The organism is Streptosporangium sp. NBC_01810, assembly GCF_035917355.1.
GTDB lineage: Bacteria > Actinomycetota > Actinomycetes > Streptosporangiales > Streptosporangiaceae > Streptosporangium.
This window is the reverse complement of the sequence record NZ_CP109070.1, coordinates 496,723-513,243: the sequence shown is the minus strand read 5'-3', so window position 1 is coordinate 513,243 and position 16,521 is coordinate 496,723. Positions and strand designations below refer to the sequence as shown.

The 16,521-nt window shown below is 68.5% G+C and carries 19 protein-coding genes; 8 read left to right on the top strand and 11 right to left on the bottom strand.

Annotation, left to right across the window (positions count from 1 at the left end):
* Nucleotides 1–254: 254 nt before the first annotated feature.
* The gene (locus OIE13_RS02400; protein ID WP_326643589.1) at nt 255–926 is read right to left on the bottom strand and encodes a hypothetical protein; all 672 of its coding nucleotides are present in this window, start codon (nt 924–926) and stop codon (nt 255–257) included.
* A 240-nt stretch (nt 927–1,166) separates the two neighbouring features.
* On the opposite strand from OIE13_RS02400, the gene OIE13_RS02395 reads away from it, so the two are divergent.
* From OIE13_RS02395 to OIE13_RS02370, 6 genes are all read left to right on the top strand, one after another.
* Nucleotides 1,167–1,520, top strand: a complete 354-nt coding sequence (locus OIE13_RS02395; protein ID WP_326643591.1) for a hypothetical protein — start codon at nt 1,167–1,169, stop codon at nt 1,518–1,520.
* A gap of 581 nt (nt 1,521–2,101) precedes the next feature.
* Nucleotides 2,102–2,371, top strand: coding sequence for a hypothetical protein (locus tag OIE13_RS02390; protein WP_326643592.1), 270 nt, complete (start codon nt 2,102–2,104; stop codon nt 2,369–2,371).
* Nucleotides 2,364–2,993, top strand: coding sequence for a DUF6879 family protein (locus OIE13_RS02385; RefSeq protein WP_326829467.1), 630 nt, complete (start codon nt 2,364–2,366; stop codon nt 2,991–2,993). The genes OIE13_RS02390 and OIE13_RS02385 overlap by 8 nt, the downstream gene beginning before the upstream one ends.
* 178 nt (nt 2,994–3,171) lie before the next feature.
* Entirely contained in the window at nt 3,172–3,609 is a 438-nt protein-coding gene (locus OIE13_RS02380; protein ID WP_326829466.1) for a hypothetical protein, read from the top strand.
* 293 nt (nt 3,610–3,902) lie between these two features.
* Entirely contained in the window at nt 3,903–4,460 is a 558-nt protein-coding gene (locus tag OIE13_RS02375; RefSeq protein ID WP_326643599.1) for a hypothetical protein, read from the top strand.
* 14 nt (nt 4,461–4,474) lie between these two features.
* Nucleotides 4,475–5,278 (top strand): hypothetical protein, encoded by an 804-nt coding sequence (locus OIE13_RS02370; RefSeq protein WP_326829465.1) that lies wholly within the window; start codon nt 4,475–4,477, stop codon nt 5,276–5,278.
* A 111-nt stretch (nt 5,279–5,389) separates the two neighbouring features.
* Here the strand turns inward: OIE13_RS02370 and OIE13_RS02365 are convergent, their stop codons facing one another.
* The 10 genes from OIE13_RS02365 to OIE13_RS02320 all read right to left on the bottom strand — a co-directional run bounded on the left by OIE13_RS02365 (nt 5,390) and on the right by OIE13_RS02320 (nt 14,384).
* Nucleotides 5,390–6,235 carry an NAD(P)-dependent oxidoreductase gene (locus OIE13_RS02365; RefSeq protein ID WP_326643602.1) on the bottom strand — a complete coding sequence of 282 codons (846 nt, stop codon included), beginning with the start codon at nt 6,233–6,235 and terminating at the stop codon, nt 5,390–5,392.
* A 9-nt stretch (nt 6,236–6,244) separates the two neighbouring features.
* Nucleotides 6,245–7,006 carry an ATP-binding cassette domain-containing protein gene (locus tag OIE13_RS02360; RefSeq protein ID WP_326643604.1) on the bottom strand — a complete coding sequence of 254 codons (762 nt, stop codon included), beginning with the start codon at nt 7,004–7,006 and terminating at the stop codon, nt 6,245–6,247.
* Nucleotides 6,996–7,763, bottom strand: a complete 768-nt coding sequence (locus OIE13_RS02355; RefSeq protein ID WP_326643606.1) for an ABC transporter ATP-binding protein — start codon at nt 7,761–7,763, stop codon at nt 6,996–6,998. Before OIE13_RS02355 ends, OIE13_RS02360 begins: the two co-directional genes overlap by 11 nt.
* A complete protein-coding gene (locus OIE13_RS02350; protein WP_326643608.1) occupies nt 7,744–8,724 on the bottom strand; it encodes a branched-chain amino acid ABC transporter permease in 981 nt (326 codons plus the stop codon). The genes OIE13_RS02355 and OIE13_RS02350 overlap by 20 nt, the downstream gene beginning before the upstream one ends.
* A 14-nt stretch (nt 8,725–8,738) precedes the next feature.
* The gene (locus tag OIE13_RS02345) at nt 8,739–9,611 is read right to left on the bottom strand and encodes a branched-chain amino acid ABC transporter permease (protein WP_326643610.1); all 873 of its coding nucleotides are present in this window, start codon (nt 9,609–9,611) and stop codon (nt 8,739–8,741) included.
* A 34-nt stretch (nt 9,612–9,645) separates the two neighbouring features.
* Complete coding sequence (locus OIE13_RS02340; RefSeq protein ID WP_326643611.1) at nt 9,646–10,065, bottom strand: VOC family protein; 420 nt, start codon at nt 10,063–10,065, stop codon at nt 9,646–9,648.
* Between the two features lie 51 nt (nt 10,066–10,116).
* Complete coding sequence (locus OIE13_RS02335) at nt 10,117–10,860, bottom strand: SDR family NAD(P)-dependent oxidoreductase (protein ID WP_326643613.1); 744 nt, start codon at nt 10,858–10,860, stop codon at nt 10,117–10,119.
* Nucleotides 10,860–11,948, bottom strand: a complete 1,089-nt coding sequence (locus OIE13_RS02330; RefSeq protein ID WP_326643615.1) for an ABC transporter substrate-binding protein — start codon at nt 11,946–11,948, stop codon at nt 10,860–10,862. Before OIE13_RS02330 ends, OIE13_RS02335 begins: the two co-directional genes overlap by 1 nt.
* Before the next feature lie 235 nt (nt 11,949–12,183).
* Nucleotides 12,184–13,224, bottom strand: a complete 1,041-nt coding sequence (locus tag OIE13_RS02325; RefSeq protein WP_442811717.1) for an LLM class F420-dependent oxidoreductase — start codon at nt 13,222–13,224, stop codon at nt 12,184–12,186.
* A gap of 8 nt (nt 13,225–13,232) precedes the next feature.
* A complete protein-coding gene (locus tag OIE13_RS02320; protein ID WP_326643619.1) occupies nt 13,233–14,384 on the bottom strand; it encodes an acyl-CoA dehydrogenase family protein in 1,152 nt (383 codons plus the stop codon).
* Between the two features lie 77 nt (nt 14,385–14,461).
* Here OIE13_RS02320 and OIE13_RS02315 point away from each other — a divergent pair, with 77 nt between their 5' ends.
* Nucleotides 14,462–15,610, top strand: a complete 1,149-nt coding sequence (locus OIE13_RS02315) for a thiolase family protein (RefSeq protein ID WP_326643622.1) — start codon at nt 14,462–14,464, stop codon at nt 15,608–15,610.
* A gap of 137 nt (nt 15,611–15,747) precedes the next feature.
* Entirely contained in the window at nt 15,748–16,500 is a 753-nt protein-coding gene (locus tag OIE13_RS02310; RefSeq protein ID WP_326643623.1) for an SDR family oxidoreductase, read from the top strand.
* Nucleotides 16,501–16,521: the final 21 nt, after the last annotated feature.

Below are 16,521 nucleotides of genomic sequence, written 5' to 3'. Positions count from 1 at the left end.
GCACCCCTTATCGGACCGATCCACCGGCACCATCGGTAAGATCCGGATCCGGCTATCTCCCCAACGGGCGGCCGATGCCCCAACCTCTGACAATCGGAGTCCCATGTTGGTCGCGCAGCGCTACGAGCTACAGCAGCCGATAGGCCGGGGCGGTATGGGGGAGATCTGGCAGGGCGTCGACCTTCACCTGAACCGCAGGGTGGCCGTCAAGCGTGTCCGGCACGACAGGCTCACCGAGGAGACTGTCCGGCGGTTCATTCGCCGATCTTCTGGCCCAGCCGGTACGGCCCGATGCTGCCGAAGGGAGGAGAACCGGACGCGGTGTCTGCCGGGTACCACTGAGACAGGGAGGATGGCGGTATCGGGGTCGGTATCGATGACGCCTGGTAAGGCTGGGATGCGGATGGCAGACCGTCGCCATCTCGGAAGGCCCGAGCTCCATGGTGAGGCGCGGGAGCCTGGTAAGGCAGGGTCGGCGGCATCGGAGCCCGGTAGTGAGGCGGCGGCATGGGATTGTACTGCCAGGCCCCCGAAGGGAAGGGAACCGTCGGCCGAGTCCGGAAGACGGATGACCGAAGGATGAGCGCGTGCACCGTGCCGCCCAGCCAGCCCACGAGGATCAAGACTCCCGCGATCGCATCGACTTCCGGCTCCTTGGTCGTGGGGTCATTGTCGCTATAAATTCCGGAAATGATGGCGAACGCCAGCAGAAGAACGCTGTAGACACAGGTCGTGAATCCGGCGAACCGGCTTTTCAGCCGCACCGCGGCATGTCCGATGATGAAGGGGGTCGTGAGTCCGAGGGTGTAAAGCGGGGCCAGCGCCCAGATCAGGCTGAGCGGGAAGTTCCACCAGGGAGGCCGGCCGGAAACACGCCCATCGGTGTTGTAGTGATAGTGAGGGGCAGGACCACCGGCTGGGAACACAACACGAATAATACGGACCCGCCACCGTCACCGAGGAGGACAACGCCTACGGAGACTCCATCTCGGAAGCCATCTCGGAAGCCCCCTCGAAACCGTTGGACGACGAAGCAGCGCCTGCCATGGACGAACGGATGCCTGCTCGCGAGGGACGGAGCATCGCGGTCAACGCACCGGGGCGCCGGACGCGATGAGTTTCGCGGCGGGCTTCCCCCATTTTGAAACCTGGCCGACACTGAACGCATGTCGAAACGCACACTGATCTGGTTGGGCGTAACCGTGGCGCTGGCGGCACTGGCCGCGCTGGGGTGGTATTTCATCGCGGTCGGCCTGGATCGTGCCGACAAGCTCGCCAGCGTGCTCGGCGCCTTCGTCGGGCTGCTGGGGCTGGGGCTGGCGGTTTTCGGCGTTGTTTCCTCGCCTCCCAAGGACACCGTTTCCTCACCTCCCAAGGACACCGAGCCTGAACCCGAGCCCGGCGGTGTCCACAACGAGATCAGTGGCACCGTGCACGGTAGCGCCGTGCAGGCCAGGGACATCGAAGGCGGGATCACCTTCGGCACTCCAAAACCTCACAGAGCACAGGAGATGGACTGACCATCCTGCGACAGACGACTGGCAATCCCGATCAGCTGCCCTTGTATCGGCCCGCACTCCAGCCGTAGATCGTGAATTGTGCGCACGTGAATCTGCCGTGATCGGCAGTTCGGGCGCCGCCACTGGAGTCCTGATCGGCGATGACACCGGCATTTCTGCCCCCTTCTCATTAAATATGAGACTTTCTGGCAGCAGAGAATCCCGCACGCACTGTTCCTGGCGCGATGTTCTCGACGTCTCCGAAGTCCACTGACAACCAGAATCAAGCACCGACGTGCTGGATGTCGGAATGCGCGGCCGTAGCACGGATCCGGAAAATATCCGCTGCGGCCCGAACCCGATCGATGACCGGCAGGCCGAGGCCGGTTCGGTGTCAAACCTTCGTCACCCTACGCACCGAAAATCGGTGCGTAGGTGCTGTGAACACCTTCCGTTCAGCTCGTTTGTCCACTGTTTCGGACAGGCGGTTTGTTTTTTCGGCCACGTTCGCGCGATAATCCACCCATTCCGTTGTCCCGGAGTGCCGTCCAACATATGCTCCGCACAGGTAGAACGCACAGCCAAGCCGAGTGGAGGCGGGCATGGCTCGTTCCTGGGAGGCTGACCCTTCCGCGTTGTTCGAGCGGCGATTAGGGAAGTCGGCCAAAGAGTTAGACCGTTCGGACGGCCGCGACGAATGCCCAGATATCTGGCAACTCGACAACGGTGACATCGCGGTGATCGGCAGGGACCTCACCGCCGCCTACAGCCCTCGCCTGCCGGAGGGCGTGTCCCTCGCCCCGGATGAACGACTGGTCGTCATCCCGGGCATCATGCTCAGCGCGGCGAAGGCGGACATCGCCGATGCTTGATCCCCGCGCGCCCTTCCTTGTTCCCGCGCAGGGCGAAAGACTCGTCAGGGACGCCTACCGACGCGACTTCCGGCAACGGGATGCGCAGATTCGCAACCGGGACTCCTGGAAGTTCGAGCGGCGGCAGCACTTCGAGGAACAGGGCAGTCCCAGCCGTGACGCGTTTCGCCGAGGTGACTGGGAGGAAGCGCTGCGGCTTCTCGATGAAAGGCGAGACGACCTGCTCGCGGTCACCCGGGAGGACGAGCGCCGCGGTTCCTTCTTCCACCGGGTACGCGTGGTCGAGACGCCGCTCACGCCATATATGCGGTGGGAGCTGTACTCGCTGCGGCTGCGTGCCGAATGCGGTGAGCGGGTCCGCGTGGTCGGCGTGGAAAAGGTGGCGGCCTCGGAGAGGACCACTCCACTGCCGGAAGTGGTCATCCTCGGCGGCCGAACTCTCTACCACGTTCTCTACACCGAAACCGGCGTCCCGAACGGCGCGGTTCGCTACACCGACCCCGGTCTCATCGGAGGCTGGGAGAAATACATCAAAAGCCTCTACGAGGTCGGTGAAGATGTGATGTCCTACTTCGACCGCGAGGTGGCACACCTTCCCTCGCCCACGACGAAGACGGAGTAGGCGTAAAAAGCCCGGAGAAGACGAGAAGAACCCCGGCGGTTCGCATTCCGAACTGTCGGGGTCCTCGCGTGATGTCGTACAGGCCAGGGACGTCAGTGGCGGAGTCCATTTCCACGAACATGGCAGACCGGACCGGAGCGGCCCCGCGAACCTCACCCCACGGCAGCTACCGGCCGATGTGCGCGGGTTCGTCAACCGCACCGGCGAGTTCGAAGAGCTGAACACGGTTCTGATCGGCGAAGACAGTGATCCGCGCGTCATCTCGGTGTGCGTGATCGCTGGAACCGCGGGCGTGGGGAAGACATCACTCGCGCTGCGCTGGGCCTATCAGGTTCGGGACCGCTTTCCCGACGGGCAGCTTTACATCAATCTCCGCGGCTACGACCCGGGAGAGCCGGTCACCGTCCAGGAGGCCCTGCACCGTTTCCTGGTCGCTCTCGGCGTCCGCGCCCATTCCGTGCCGCAGGATCCCGACGCCGCCGCCGCGCTCTACCGCTCGCGGCTGGCCGGCCGCCGGTTGCTGATCGTCCTGGACAACGCGGCGACGCCGGACCAGGTCCGTCCGCTGCTGCCCGGGAGCGCGGGCTGTCTGACCGTACGACGGCCGCCTTCCTGAGCCCTGTCATGAATTATCACCCACGAAAACATGGGACCCTTGATGGGCTTTAGCAGGAAATAAATAATTATTCGGCGGATTGTCCGCCTATGTTCGTGAATCGCAGATCGAGCAGCTATCGAAACGCCGCCGATAATTCTTTTTCCATTGACACGGCAGAGCGTAAATGACACGTTTACCAATGTCTGGCGCCATCACGTGAGATCAGCACCGTGCACATTTCCAACCGCCGGACAAGATTCACACAACGGCCTCTGCCCCCGCTCGACTCGACTCAGCACGGAGGTACGATCATGCGTCAATCACTCCGCAAGATCTCCATGACGGCTGGCATCGTAAGCGCAGCGCTCCTCGGGATGTCGCAGACCGCGGCGATCGCGGTTCCGTCGAAGTCCGTCCTCGCACCCCCTCCCGCCCCCGCTCCGGCTCCCGATACCGGTCGGGCTCCCGCAGGGGGCGAGGCGACCCTGGAGAACACCGGTTCCACAGCGAACACCCGGGCGCTGTGCGTCTTCAACACCGCGGGGGACTACGTCCACGTCTCCTCGTCCGCCTTCGAGGCCTCCGGGCACGGCTGGTGGGTCAACGGCAACTGCAACGCCACCCTGGCGGTCGTCACGGTGCAGCTACAGCAGTACTACTCCGACGGCAGCTGGAGAAACGCCGGTACGGTGGGCCGTGCGACGGTGCGATCCGGCGGCGGCGCCGGCAACCGCGCGACCGGACGCGGCGGCTGTAACAGCAACAGCCTGACGGGATGGCGTAGCGTCGTCGACGTGGACCTGGTCGGTCTGGCCGACGACCCGGGCAAGCTCTACACACCGAGCCGGAACATCTACTGCAGGCGATAGCGGAAGAGGGCGACGTGAGCATCAGACCCGACAGCACCATGTTCGCGGCTCTGCACGGCGAGCTGGTGTCACATCCGTGGCGAGATCCTCACGTCGCCTCCTCGGACGCGTACAGCCTGTTCGTCGCGCGGTCGTCCGCGATGGGATGGCTCACCGAAGCCACCGAGAACGCGTCCGGCGGCCTCTGGGGGATGAACGACGCCGGGCATGGTCCGGATTCCGGGTCGGATCCGTCACGTATCGCGTGGTTTCAGGTGTCGTTGACCGAACCGGTTCCCGACGGCCTGCCGTTGCCGGTTCAGGCGTTCCTCTCATGTGCGGGGGACGTGGTGGCGCGTATCGGCACTCCGCGCCTGCGAGCGGTTCAGCTCCTGCTGCCGGTGCAGAGCCTCGACGCGTCGTCGCGGGTGAGGGGTGTGATACCCCTGCTCCAGGAGGCCGGCTGGTTCGCCGACGTTGACCCGCGGCTGAGAACGCCGGTGCGGGTGACGTTGGACGGCGGACAGGAGCCGTCCATCCGCTCGGCGGCGCCCGAGATGCTCCGGTGGATGCGGGGTTTCACGCAGGACGTCTTCTCGTGCGACTCGTTCTCCCTGACCGACGACGACACGGTCCTGAAACCCGCCGTCATCGACGAGCTGTGGCGCGGGCCCGCCCGGCACCGGGCCACGTTCCGCGGCATCCTCGCCGAGTGGTCACTGGACGCCCTGGGATGGCTGGCCGCCTTCCTCGCCGAGGCGGGCTCCCAGAACGGGGTCGACACCCCGTTGATGCTCACGGCCGACCGGCCCGAAGGATCGCGTTCACACGTCGATTGAGTTCGGCGGCGCTTCTCTCGGGTCGGCCTCGGAAAAAGCTCTCCCGGGTCAGCGGTGAGCCGGCGTTCGCGGAGTTCGGCCAGGAGTGGTTCATCGGGGTCGATGTCGAACTCAGCCGTCGCGTGCGAGCGCGGCGATGTCCACATCGGCGCTGACACCGTCGAGGTGACGCTCCAGGACCTGCCGGATCGCGGGGAGCAGATCCGGCCGCGCGCCGAGACTCTCGGCGAGTTCGGCGACCAGGGTCACATCCTTGTGCAGGATCCGGGTACTGCCGCGCACGGTCCCCGGCTCCTCCACCAGCCGCGCGACGAGGACCTGGAGCATCGTGGAGTCGGCTGCCGTCCCCGCCAGCAGCTCGGCAATCGTGGTCTCCGCCAGACCCGCCGACGCCGCCAGCCGGAACATCTCGGCCGCCGCGACGACGTGCGCCGCGACCAGGTGCTGGTGCAGGAGCTTCACGGTCGTCCCTGCTCCGAGCGCGCCGCATGCCACCACGCGGGACGCGTACGCCGCGAGCACCGGCTCGGCCGTGAGCAGCGCGCTCCGGTCACCTCCGGCGAAGACCGTCAGCGTCCCGGCCACCGCCGACTCGGTGCCGCCCGAGAACGGCGCGTCGAGCACCCGGCAGCCGGTCTCGGCGAGTGAGCCGAGCGCGACAGCGTCCTGCACCGCGACCGTGGAGTGGTTCACCAGTAAGTGGTTCGGGCCCAAGAGCGGCGCGAGCTCCCCGATGACGCCGCGCACCGTCGGCGGCGTGGGGAGGACGAGCAGGAGCACGGACGCCGCCTCGGCCAGCGCGGCCAGGCTGTCCACACGGTGGGCCTGCGTGGTGCCCCCGAAAGGGTCGTGGCCGAGCACCGGCCAACCGGTGGTCGCCAGGCGGTCGGCGAGCTTTCCGCCCATCGCCCCGAGCCCGACGACACCGACAGTCGGGGGTCCCGTCTCCGTCCGCATCGACCGGCCTCAGATCCGGTGTCCGGCGACGGAGCCGTCGCGCACGTTGCGCTGCACGCTGCCGAGCGCCTCGGCGTAGGCGGCCTCGAGGTCGTCCGGAGCGAGCGGTCCGGCGTAGACGCCACCGCGGACCAGCACGTAGCCGCTGTCGACATAGCGGAGCAGTCGCGTGCTGGTCGGGCTGGTGAGCAACGATGCCACCCCCTCCTCGGCCAGACCGGTCAGGAGGTCGAGCAGCTCGCTGACGATCACCGGTGCCAGCCCGGTCGAGAGCTCGTCGAGCAGGAGGACTCGCGGCTCGTTGAGCAACGCCCGCGAAATCGCCAGCATCTGCTGCTCGCCGCCGCTGAGCACGCCGGCGGATTTGTTCACGCCACGGCGCAGCGGCTCGAACCGCTCGATCCCCCGCTCCACCGCCGCGTCCGGGAGGTCCAGCATCTCCGCCATCACCTGAAGGTTCTCCCGGACCGTCATGCGGGGGAACAGCTGCCGCCCCTGCGGGACCAGCGCCATCCCTCGGCGTGCCCGGTCGACCGCGCTCGTGGCCGAGACGTCCTCACCGTCGAGCAGCACCACGCCCGTGCTGCGCACCGCCCCGTACGCCGCGTTCACCAGCGACGACTTGCCGGCACCGTTGGCGCCGAGCAGTAGCGTCACACCGCCGGTGGGGACGACGAGTGCCTGACCGGCGAGGTTGAGGGCCACCGCCTTGCCGTAGCCGACTCTGAGATCGCGCACCTCCAGGGCCACCCGATCGTTCTCAGTCGTCACCGAAGTACACCTCCTTCATCTCCGCGCTCGCCATGCACTCGGCCGGGTCTCCGTCGAAGCGCACCTCACCGTGCGCCATGAGCACCACCCGGTTGACAAGGGAGACCACGATGTCGATGTTGTGGTCCACCAGCAGCACCGCGCAACCGGCGTCGGCCATCGTGCGGATCGCGCGGGAGAGTCCCTGGATGCCGTCGGCGTCCAGCCCGGCGAACGGCTCATCGAGGAGCACCACCTCCGGATCCTGGCTGAGCGCGCGCGCCGCCTCCAAGAGGCGGAGCTCACCCAGGGTGAGCTCCGAGGCGGGACGGTCGAGGTCGCGGAGACTGAGCGAGCCGGCCACCTCCTCGGCGCGGCGCCGCAGCCGCTCCGCGCGCGGGTCGAGCAGTCCGTGGATCAGCGTCGCGGCGAACGAGAGCGGTCCGGTGAACGTCGTCGCGTAGGCGCCGATCAGCACGTTCTCCAGCGCGGTGAGCTCGTGTGCGATCTGCGGGTACTGGAAGGTACGCGCCAGCTTCGCCCGCTTGGCCCGCCGGGCCGCGGGCCCGCTCAGCACCCGGTCGGCGACCAGGACCTGGCCGGTGTCCGCGGACTGCTCGCCGCTGATCAGGTCGACGACCGTGCTCTTCCCGGCGCCGTTCGGCCCGACCAGGCCGACCACCTCACCACTGCACACGTGGAAGCTGACGTCGTGGACCGCACGCACGCCGCCGTACGCCTTGTGCAGGCCCTGACAGCTAAGCGCCAGGCTGGACATGGTCCCTCCCCTCCTTGCGACCTAGCCGGGTCAGTCCCGCCAGGACATCGTCGAGCAGACCGAGCAGGCCCCGCCGCGCGAAGATCAGCACCAACAGCACGGCGACCGCGAACGCGAGCGTGCCGGTGTCCTGGAACCAGGTCAGGTTGAAGGTCAGCTGGGTGACGATCACCGCCCCGGCCACCGATCCCCATGGCGACTGGTAGCCGCCGAGGAATGGGATGAACAACGCCACGAAGGCGACTGAGAGCGGCACCGACTCGGGCAGCATCGACAGGTTCACCGCGGCGAAGTACCACCCGCCGACGGAGCCGAGGGCGGCGCCGATACCGAGCGAGATCAACGTCAGCGCTCGCGTCGAAACGCCCGAGGACTCGACGGCACGGGCCGCCTCGCCCTTGGCCCGCAACGCGATCCCGAACGGCGAGGTGCGCAGTCGGTCCAGCCCCCAGGCCGCCAGGAAGAGGGTCAGCAACGCGGCGACCACCAACTGCTGGCGGGTGACCTCGTGGCCGAACACGGTCAGCCCCCGGGTCAGCACCACCCCGGCCGGGCCGCCGGTGAGGTCGGTGCTGTCCACCAGCCAGGCCGTGAACGCCTCGCCGAACAGCAGGGTGACCGCGGCCAGGTAGAAGCCGGAGAGCTTGTACGTCGTCAGCCCGAGCAGCACCGCGACCGCCGCCGAGATCACGATCCCGATCGGCAGCGCCAGGAACAGCGACAGGTTGGTGCGCACGCACAGAATGCCCAGTGCGTAGCCGCCGATCGCGACGTAGGCGTTGTAGGCGACCGACATCGAGTTGCCCATGATGTAGTGGCTGTACAGACCGAGGCTGATCATGCCGTAGGTGACCATGAGGATCGCCAGGTCCTGGCGGTAGCCGTTCTGGCCGACCCACACCACGACCAGCATCAGCACCGCGAACGCGATGGGCGTCCGCCAACGACTAAGCCGACTCAAACGACTAAGCCGGCTCATGCGCGCACCCGCTTGACGAAGATTCCCTCCGGGCGCAGCGCGAAGAAGATCGCTGCGGCGGCGAAGGTCACGTAGCTCAGCGCCGCGGGACCGAAGTGGTAGATGGCCAGCGCCTGCAGGAAGGCCAGGCCGAGCCCTCCGGCGAGCGGCCCCCAGACGTTGGCCGCGCCGCCGATCACGAAGGCGAGGAACCCGAACAGGGTGAACTGCAGCGCGCTGGTGAACGCGACCCCCGCACGGTTGGCGAACAGCGCGCCGGCCAGCCCCGCGAACAGGCCGGACGCGGCGAATGCGAGCAGCCGGATCCGCCGTACCGGCATCCCGAGCATGGTCGCGGCCTGCGTGTTGTCGCCGATCGAGCGGAACTGCCGCCCGAGCTTGGTACGACGCAGGAGCAGCCCGACGGCGGCGAACAGGGCGACGGTGACCGCGATCTCGATAAGCGCCTGTGCGCTGATCACGAGCTTGCCCAACTCGAGCACATCTCCGTTCACCCAGGTCACCCCCGGCAGCGCCGACTTGCCGAAGGCGACCCCGGCCATCTGCTGCACGGCGAAGAGACCGGCCACCAGCGCCATCACCACGTGGTGGTCCTCACCCCCACCGGGCTTGACCAGCGGGGCCACCACCAGCACCTCGATGCACAGGCCGAGCACGGCGCCGGACACCACCCCGACCAGCACGCCGAGCACCAGCGGCAGACCGGCGCCGACCGTGAGCGCCGAGCTGACCATCCCCCCGACGACCACCAGGCCGCCGACGGCGAAGTTGAACAGTGCGGCGCTCTCCTTGACCATGAACAGGGCCAACGCGATCAGGCCCAGGAAACACCCCGTCTCCAGCGTGGGGATGACGAGCTCGACAGGCATGGGGACTCCTTCTCCGTCTCTCAGCGCGTGCGGATCACTCGACCCGCTGGTTCACCTCGACGACGTTCATCGACGGGTCGTAGGTGTAGAGCTGGTGGAAACCCTTGTAGGACCAGGTGCCGGCGTCGTTGAAGGGCACGCCCTGCTCGGTGAGGCGCTGCATGACGCCCTTGATGTCGTCGACCTGGATGGCGATGTGGCCGTTGATGACCGGGTGCAGTCGCAGGTCGTTGTCCCAGGGCAGTGACGGGGTCGGCTTGCAGACATGGATCTGGCGACCGTTGCCGTCCTCGAACAGCGCGACGAAGTCGCTCCCGGTCTCGAGTTGGCCCTGCTTGCCATCGCCGGACCAGGGGAACTGGATCTCGTTCATGCCGAAGACGCTCTGGTAGAAGCGGACCATCGCCCGGACGTCGTGGGCGGGGATGTTGACGTGGTGCAGCTGCCAGCTCATGATTCCTTCGTTTCTCTCGGTTCTCTTGGTTCTCGTTCGAGGACAGGGGGGTCAGATCCGCAGCGGGAAGCCGCCGCCGACGATGAGGGTCTCGCCGGTGACGAAGGCGGCGGCCTCCGAGGCGAGGAACAGCGCGGGGCCGACCAGGTCCGCTGTCCGGCCCTGTCGCGCGATCAACTGCTTGGTCGAGATGAAGTCCTCCAGCAGCGCCGACGGCAGGTCGGCCATCGCGGAGTCGGTGTCCATCGGTCCGGGCGCCACGCAGTTGACCCGGATCCCGTCGGCGGCGAGCTCGGCGGCGAGCGCAGTGGTCACACCGCGCACGGCCAGCTTCGTCACTCCGTACACGTCCCGCGGCACCATGCCGGACACGGACGAGACGTTGATGATGCTGGCGTTCGGGGACCGGGCCAGCCAAGGACGGGCGCTACGGGCGCACCGGACCAGGCCGACGACGTTGACCGACAGGATGGACATCCAGCCGGCACTGTCGATCTCGGTGGCCGGGCGGGACCAGGCCATCAGGTGCAACCCGGCGTTGTTGACCAGGCAGTCGATCCGGCCGGCCCAGTCGGCGATCTCCTCGATCGCCGACTGGACCGACTCGTCGTCCCCGACGTCGCAGCGCACCCCGCGGGCGACGTCGCGACCGAGCTCGGCGGCGGTGGCCTCGGCCTGGTCGAGGTCGAGGTCCGCGAGCGCCACCCGGGCGCCGTCGGCGACCCACGCCTCGGCGAGGGTGCGTCCGATTCCGCGGGCGCCGCCCGTGATCACCACCAGTGGCCGGCCGGCCATCAGTTGCAGCTCGGCTGGTATGCGGCCCAGTTCTGCCCGGGCTGGTTCTGGGCGTCGAAGGTGCGCAGCACGATACCGCACAGCCCGTCGGAGCCGATGTGCTTGTCACCGCTGAACGACATCGTGAACCCGGCGCCACCGAAGCTGGCGTCGAAGCCGGAGATCTTCTGCAGCGCGGCGTTGATCGCCTTCGAGTCGGCGCCGGAGCCGGCGTCCTTGAGCACCTTCGCGGCCAGGTGCACGCTGTCGTAGCCCTGCGCCGAGAACGCCGTGAGCGCCTTGAACTTGGCGCCGTAACGGGCCTTCAGCTTGGTGATGAGCTCGTTGGACCGGGTGTTCTGCGAGGAGATCGCGCTCGCGTAGACCAGGCCGTCCAGGGTTCCCGGCTTGGCCAGCGCCCAGGTTTCGGGCTGGTTGCCGATCGAGGCGAGCGAGAACCGCGGGGTGCTCGGCAGCGCCTGCTTGAGGGCGTTCTGGAACAGCACCTCCAGCTGACCGCCGAGCGAGGAGACCAGCACCGCGTCCGGCTTGGACTCGCTCAGCCGGCTGACCTGGGCGGTGACGTCGGTGGCGTTCATCGGCGCCTTCTCCTTGGCGACCAGGTTCACGCCCGCCTTCTCCAGGGTCGGCAGCAGCGCGTCGTTGAGGCCCGCCATCGTCGGGGAGTCGTCGGTGAGCACGGCCACCCGCTTGTAACCGGCCTTGGTGAAGGCGGCGCCGTAGACGGTGCCCACGTCGGTCACCGGGTTGGCCAGGATGTAGGAGTAGGTGTGGTTCGGCGGCTGCGCGATCGCACCGAGGATGTTGGTCGGCGAGATCGTCGCGATGTGCTCCTGCTGGACGACCGGCTTGACCTGCGCCGCCGACGCGGAACCGGAGTTCATCAAGATGATCCGGGCGTCCGCGTTGATCAGCTTGCGCACCAGCGCCGGCGACTGGCTGGGCTCGCCGCCGTCGCTGAACCGGACCAGCTTCAGCTTCTTCCCGTCGACCCCGCCACCGGCGTTGATCTCCGACAGCGCCAGCTCGATCCCCAGGGTCGCCTCGGCGGACGTCGCGGCGATGCCACCTGCGGTGTCTTCGATCATGCCGATGACGATGTCGCCTCCGCTCTCCGGGGAGTCGCTGCAGGCTGTGACTGAAAGGGACAGCACGGCCGCAGCTAGGCTCACCCCCAGAATTCGAGTTCTATTCGCCATGGCGAGCCTCCATCATGTGCAGTTCCAGGATCTGGATTGTTCTCATGTGAGAACAACGTTCTGTGTACCGTAATCCATGGCGCAGGAGCACGTCAACGACTTGCAAAGCCCGTTCTCTGAGCAGTCACAGGGCATCGACGAGCTCCCGCAGCCGGGCGATGTCGGCCAGCGGCCGCGGGCCCACCGGGTCGATCTGCAGGGTCGTCACGCCGGCGTCGACGTAGGCGCGCAGCCGCGCCCTCAGGTAGTCCTCGTCCCCGATCAGTGAGGTGCCCTCCAGCAGTCCCGCGGGGACCGCGGCCGCGGCCTCGGGCTTGCGCCCGGCCAGGTACAGCTCCTGGACCCGGTCGGCCTCGTCCGCGAATCCGTACGCCGAGGCGACCGCGTGGTAGTAGTTCGCGCCACGAGCGCCCATACCGCCGACGTACAGCGCCAGCCGCTCCCGTCCCAGGTCACGCAGCGGCCACGGGGCATCGGTGATCGCGAACGGCCCGCCGGCCGAGACCTGCAGTGGCCCGAGCGCCGGGTCCCGCCGTTCCCGGCCGCGCGCCAGCGGCTCCGCCCAGACCCGGTCGGCGAGTTCGGGGACATAGACGAACGGGATCCACCCCTCGGCGATCTCGGCGGTCAGTTCCACGCTGCGGGGTCCGAGCGCCGCCAGGTAGATCGGGATCCGGTCGCGCACCGGTCGCTCGATCAGGGTCAGCGGTTTGCCCAGGCCGCTGCCGCCGCGCCCCTTCGGCAGCGGCAGCGGATACAGGTCGCCGTCGTGGGACAACGGTTCGCGGCGCCACACCCGGCGGCACACCGCGACGATCTCACGGGTGCGGGCCGGCGACCGGTCGAAGCGGACACCGTGCCAGCCCTCGATCACCTGTGGTCCCGAGGCGCCGAGGCCGAGCCGGAACCGTCCCTGGCTGACCCGGTCGAGCCCGGCCGCCGTCATCGCCAGCAGCGCCGGGGTGCGGGAGTAGATCGGCAGGATCTGGCTGGCCAGTTCGACCCGGCTCGTGTGCGCCGCCAGGAACCCCAGCAGGCTGACACAGTCCATGCTGTAGGCCTCCGGTACGGCGAGCACGTCGACGCCGGCCCGTTCCATCGCGATCGCCGTCTCCAGCAGCCGCGGCAGCTCGCCGCCGAGCGGCAGCACCACCGACAGCCTCAGCGGCCCGCTCATCGCAGCGCGGATCGGCCGAGGAGGTGCTTGCCCATCTGCAGAACCTGGATCTGCGAGGTGCCCTCCGGGATCGTCGCCTCACGAGCGTCGCGGAAGTACCGCTCGACGGGGAACTCCTCCATCAGGCCGGCGCCGCCGTGCACCTGCAGCGCCAGCGTCGCGCTGCGTCCGGCGGTCTCGCCGCAGTAGTACTTCGCCATCGAGCACTCGAAGCGCCCGTCCCCGCCGGCGTCGAGCACGCGGGCGGCGTCGTACCCGAGGAGCCGGGCGGTCTGGGTGCCGACGGCGATGTCGACCACCATCTGCTGGACCAGTTGGAACTCGGCCAGGCTCTTGCCGAACTGGCTGCGCTCCCGGCTGAACTTGACCGCCGCCTCCAAGCACGCCTGGGAGAGGCCGACCGCGCCCATCGCCATGTTCAGCCGCCCCTGGTTGACCGCGGCCATCGCGAGCCCGAACCCGGAGCCGGGCTCACCGAGCAGGTTCTCGGCGGGGATCCGGACATCGTCGAAGACGAGCTCGCAGCTGGTGGTGCTGCGCACCGGCATGTGCGCGATGTCGTGGACGTCGTACGGCGACTCGGCCGCGTCGACCAGGAACGCCGAGACCCCGCGGTCGGTGCCGTCCTCGTCGAGCTGGCGCGCCAGCAGAATCCCGAATTCGGAATGCAGCGCGTTGGTGATGTAGATCTTGCGGCCGTTGAGCACGAACGAGTCGCCCTCGCGGCGGCCGGTGCTGCGCAGCGCGCCGGCGTCGGAGCCGGCCTCCGCCTCGGTGAGCGCGAACCAGCCGAACCGGGACGCGGCCAGCATCGGATCCAGGAAGCGGGCGCGCTGCGCGGCGGTGCCGACCCGGCTGAGCAGCATCGCGACCATGCCCTGGACGTTCACCGTGGTCCGCAGCGAGCCCCAGCAGCGACCGGCTTCCTCCATGAGGATGGCCTGCACCATCGCGCTCACCTGGTCGCCGCCGTGCTCACGGGCGACCGCGCCGCGGACGTACCCGAACTCGTAGAGCTCCCCGAGCAGGTCCCAAGGGAACTCGCGGCGCTTCTCGTACTCCGCGACGAGCGGTGCGATCTTGGTGTCGAGGTAGCGGCGCAACGCCTGCTGGAGGTCCCGCTCCTCGGTGTTCAACACAATTGACATCCGGCGTCCTTGCTCTAATGTGTTCACCAGTAAGAACATAGAACAATATACAGAACAGCCTTGTCGAGAGGGTCTGCATGAGCGCCACAGCTGTCATCGTCGATGCGGTACGCACCCCGATCGGACGCCGCAACGGCTCCCTGGCGGGCGTCCACCCGGTGGACCTGACTGCGCACGTGCTGACCGAGATCCTCGAGCGCAACGGTCTCGACCCGGCCCACGTCGACGACGTCGTCTGGGGCTGCGTCACCCAGATCGGCGCCCAGTCGAGCAACGTCGGCCGCCTCGGCGCGCTCGCCGCCGGCTGGCCGGAGACGGTTCCGGGGACCACCGTCGACCGCGCGTGCGGCTCCAGCCAGCAGGCGCTCCACTTCGCGGCCGCCGCCGTGGTCTCCGGACAGCAGGACGTCGTGATCGCCGGCGGCGTCGAGTCGATGTCGACGGTACCGATCGGATCCGCGCGCGCGGTCGGCAACCCGTACGGGCCGCGGGTACGGGCCCGCTACGGCACCGACACCTTCAGCCAGGGCCTCGGCGCGGAGACCATCGCCCAGCGCTGGAGCCTGAGCCGGAACGAGCTCGACGAGCTCTCCCTCCGCTCGCACGAGCGGGCCGCCGCCGCCACCGACGTCGGCGCCTTCAAGGACCAGCTCGCGGTGGTCGACCTCCCCGAGGGCTCTCTCGCCGTCGACGAGGGCATCCGCCGGGACACCTCAGCGGAGAAGCTCGCCGGCCTCAAGCCGGCCTTCCGCGACGACGGCGTCGTCACGGCCGGCAACGCCTCGCAGATCTCCGACGGCGCCGCGGCGCTGCTGATCATGACCGACCGCAAGGCGGCCGAGCTTGGACTGCGCCCGCTGGCCGCGTTCCGGCACGGCGTGGTCATCGGCGACGACCCGGTCACCATGCTCACCGCGCCGATCCCCGCCACCCGGAAGCTGCTCGCCCGCGCCGGTCTCGGCATCGGCGACATCGACGCGTTCGAGGTGAACGAGGCGTTCGCCTCGGTGGTCGCCGCCTGGCAGCGGGAGACCGGCGCCGACCCGGCCCGGGTCAATCCGCTCGGCGGCGCCATCGCGGTCGGGCACCCGCTCGGCGGGTCCGGCGCCATCCTGATGACCCGCCTCGTGCACCACCTCCGCGACCGCGACCTCCGCTTCGGTCTGCAGACCATGTGCGAGGCCGGCGGGATGGCCAACGCCACGCTCGTCGAGCGCTGGTCATGAGCGGCGTCGTGGCCGGACCCACGGGCGCGTCGCCGGTCGTGGTAGGCGCGCCCAGAACATCAGAGCGCTCACCTGCGGCGGTTACCGACCCGGAGTTCCGCCGGATGGCTTACTCCCAGAACTGATTAGGACACAGTGTGAAGATCGAGTCGTCCACCATCGTCGTCACCGGGGCCGCCTCCGGTCTCGGGCGGGCCACCGCCGATCTGCTGCTCACCCGCGGCGCCAACGTGGTCGGGACCGACCTGCGCCCGCAGGAGGCGGACGCGACCGCGATCCCGTTCGTCAAGGCCGACATCACCGATGAGACGGCCATGACCGCGGTCTTCGACGCCGCACAGGAGCGCTACGGTGCCGTGCACGGGGTGGTCCACTGCGCCGGGCGCGGCGGCGACCGGGTACGGATCCTCGACCGCGGCGGACAGCCCGGCTCGCTGGAGTCGTTCGGCGACGTCGTGCGTACCAACCTCATCGGCACCTACAACGTGCTCCGGCTGGCCGCGCAGCGCCTCAGCCGCAACGACCTCGTCGACGGCGAGAGGGGGGCGATCGTGCTGACCGCCTCGGTGGCCGCTTTCGACGGCCAGATCGGACAGACGTCGTACTCGGCGTCCAAGGCCGGCGTGCACGGGATGGTGCTGGTGGCCGCCCGTGACCTGGCCTCCCACGGGGTCCGGGTCAACGCGATCGCGCCCGGCATCTTCGACACGCCCATGCTGGCTCGGCTGCCGGAGTCGACCCGCGCCGCACTGTCCGCGACGGTGCCCTACCCCAAGCGGCTGGGCGATCCGGCCGAGTACGCCGAGCTCGCCCTCCAGCTCCTCTCCAACGGCTACCTCAACGGGGAGACGATCCGGCTCGACGGCGCGATCCGGATGGCACCGCGCTGACCCGGACGAGACCGAACCGAC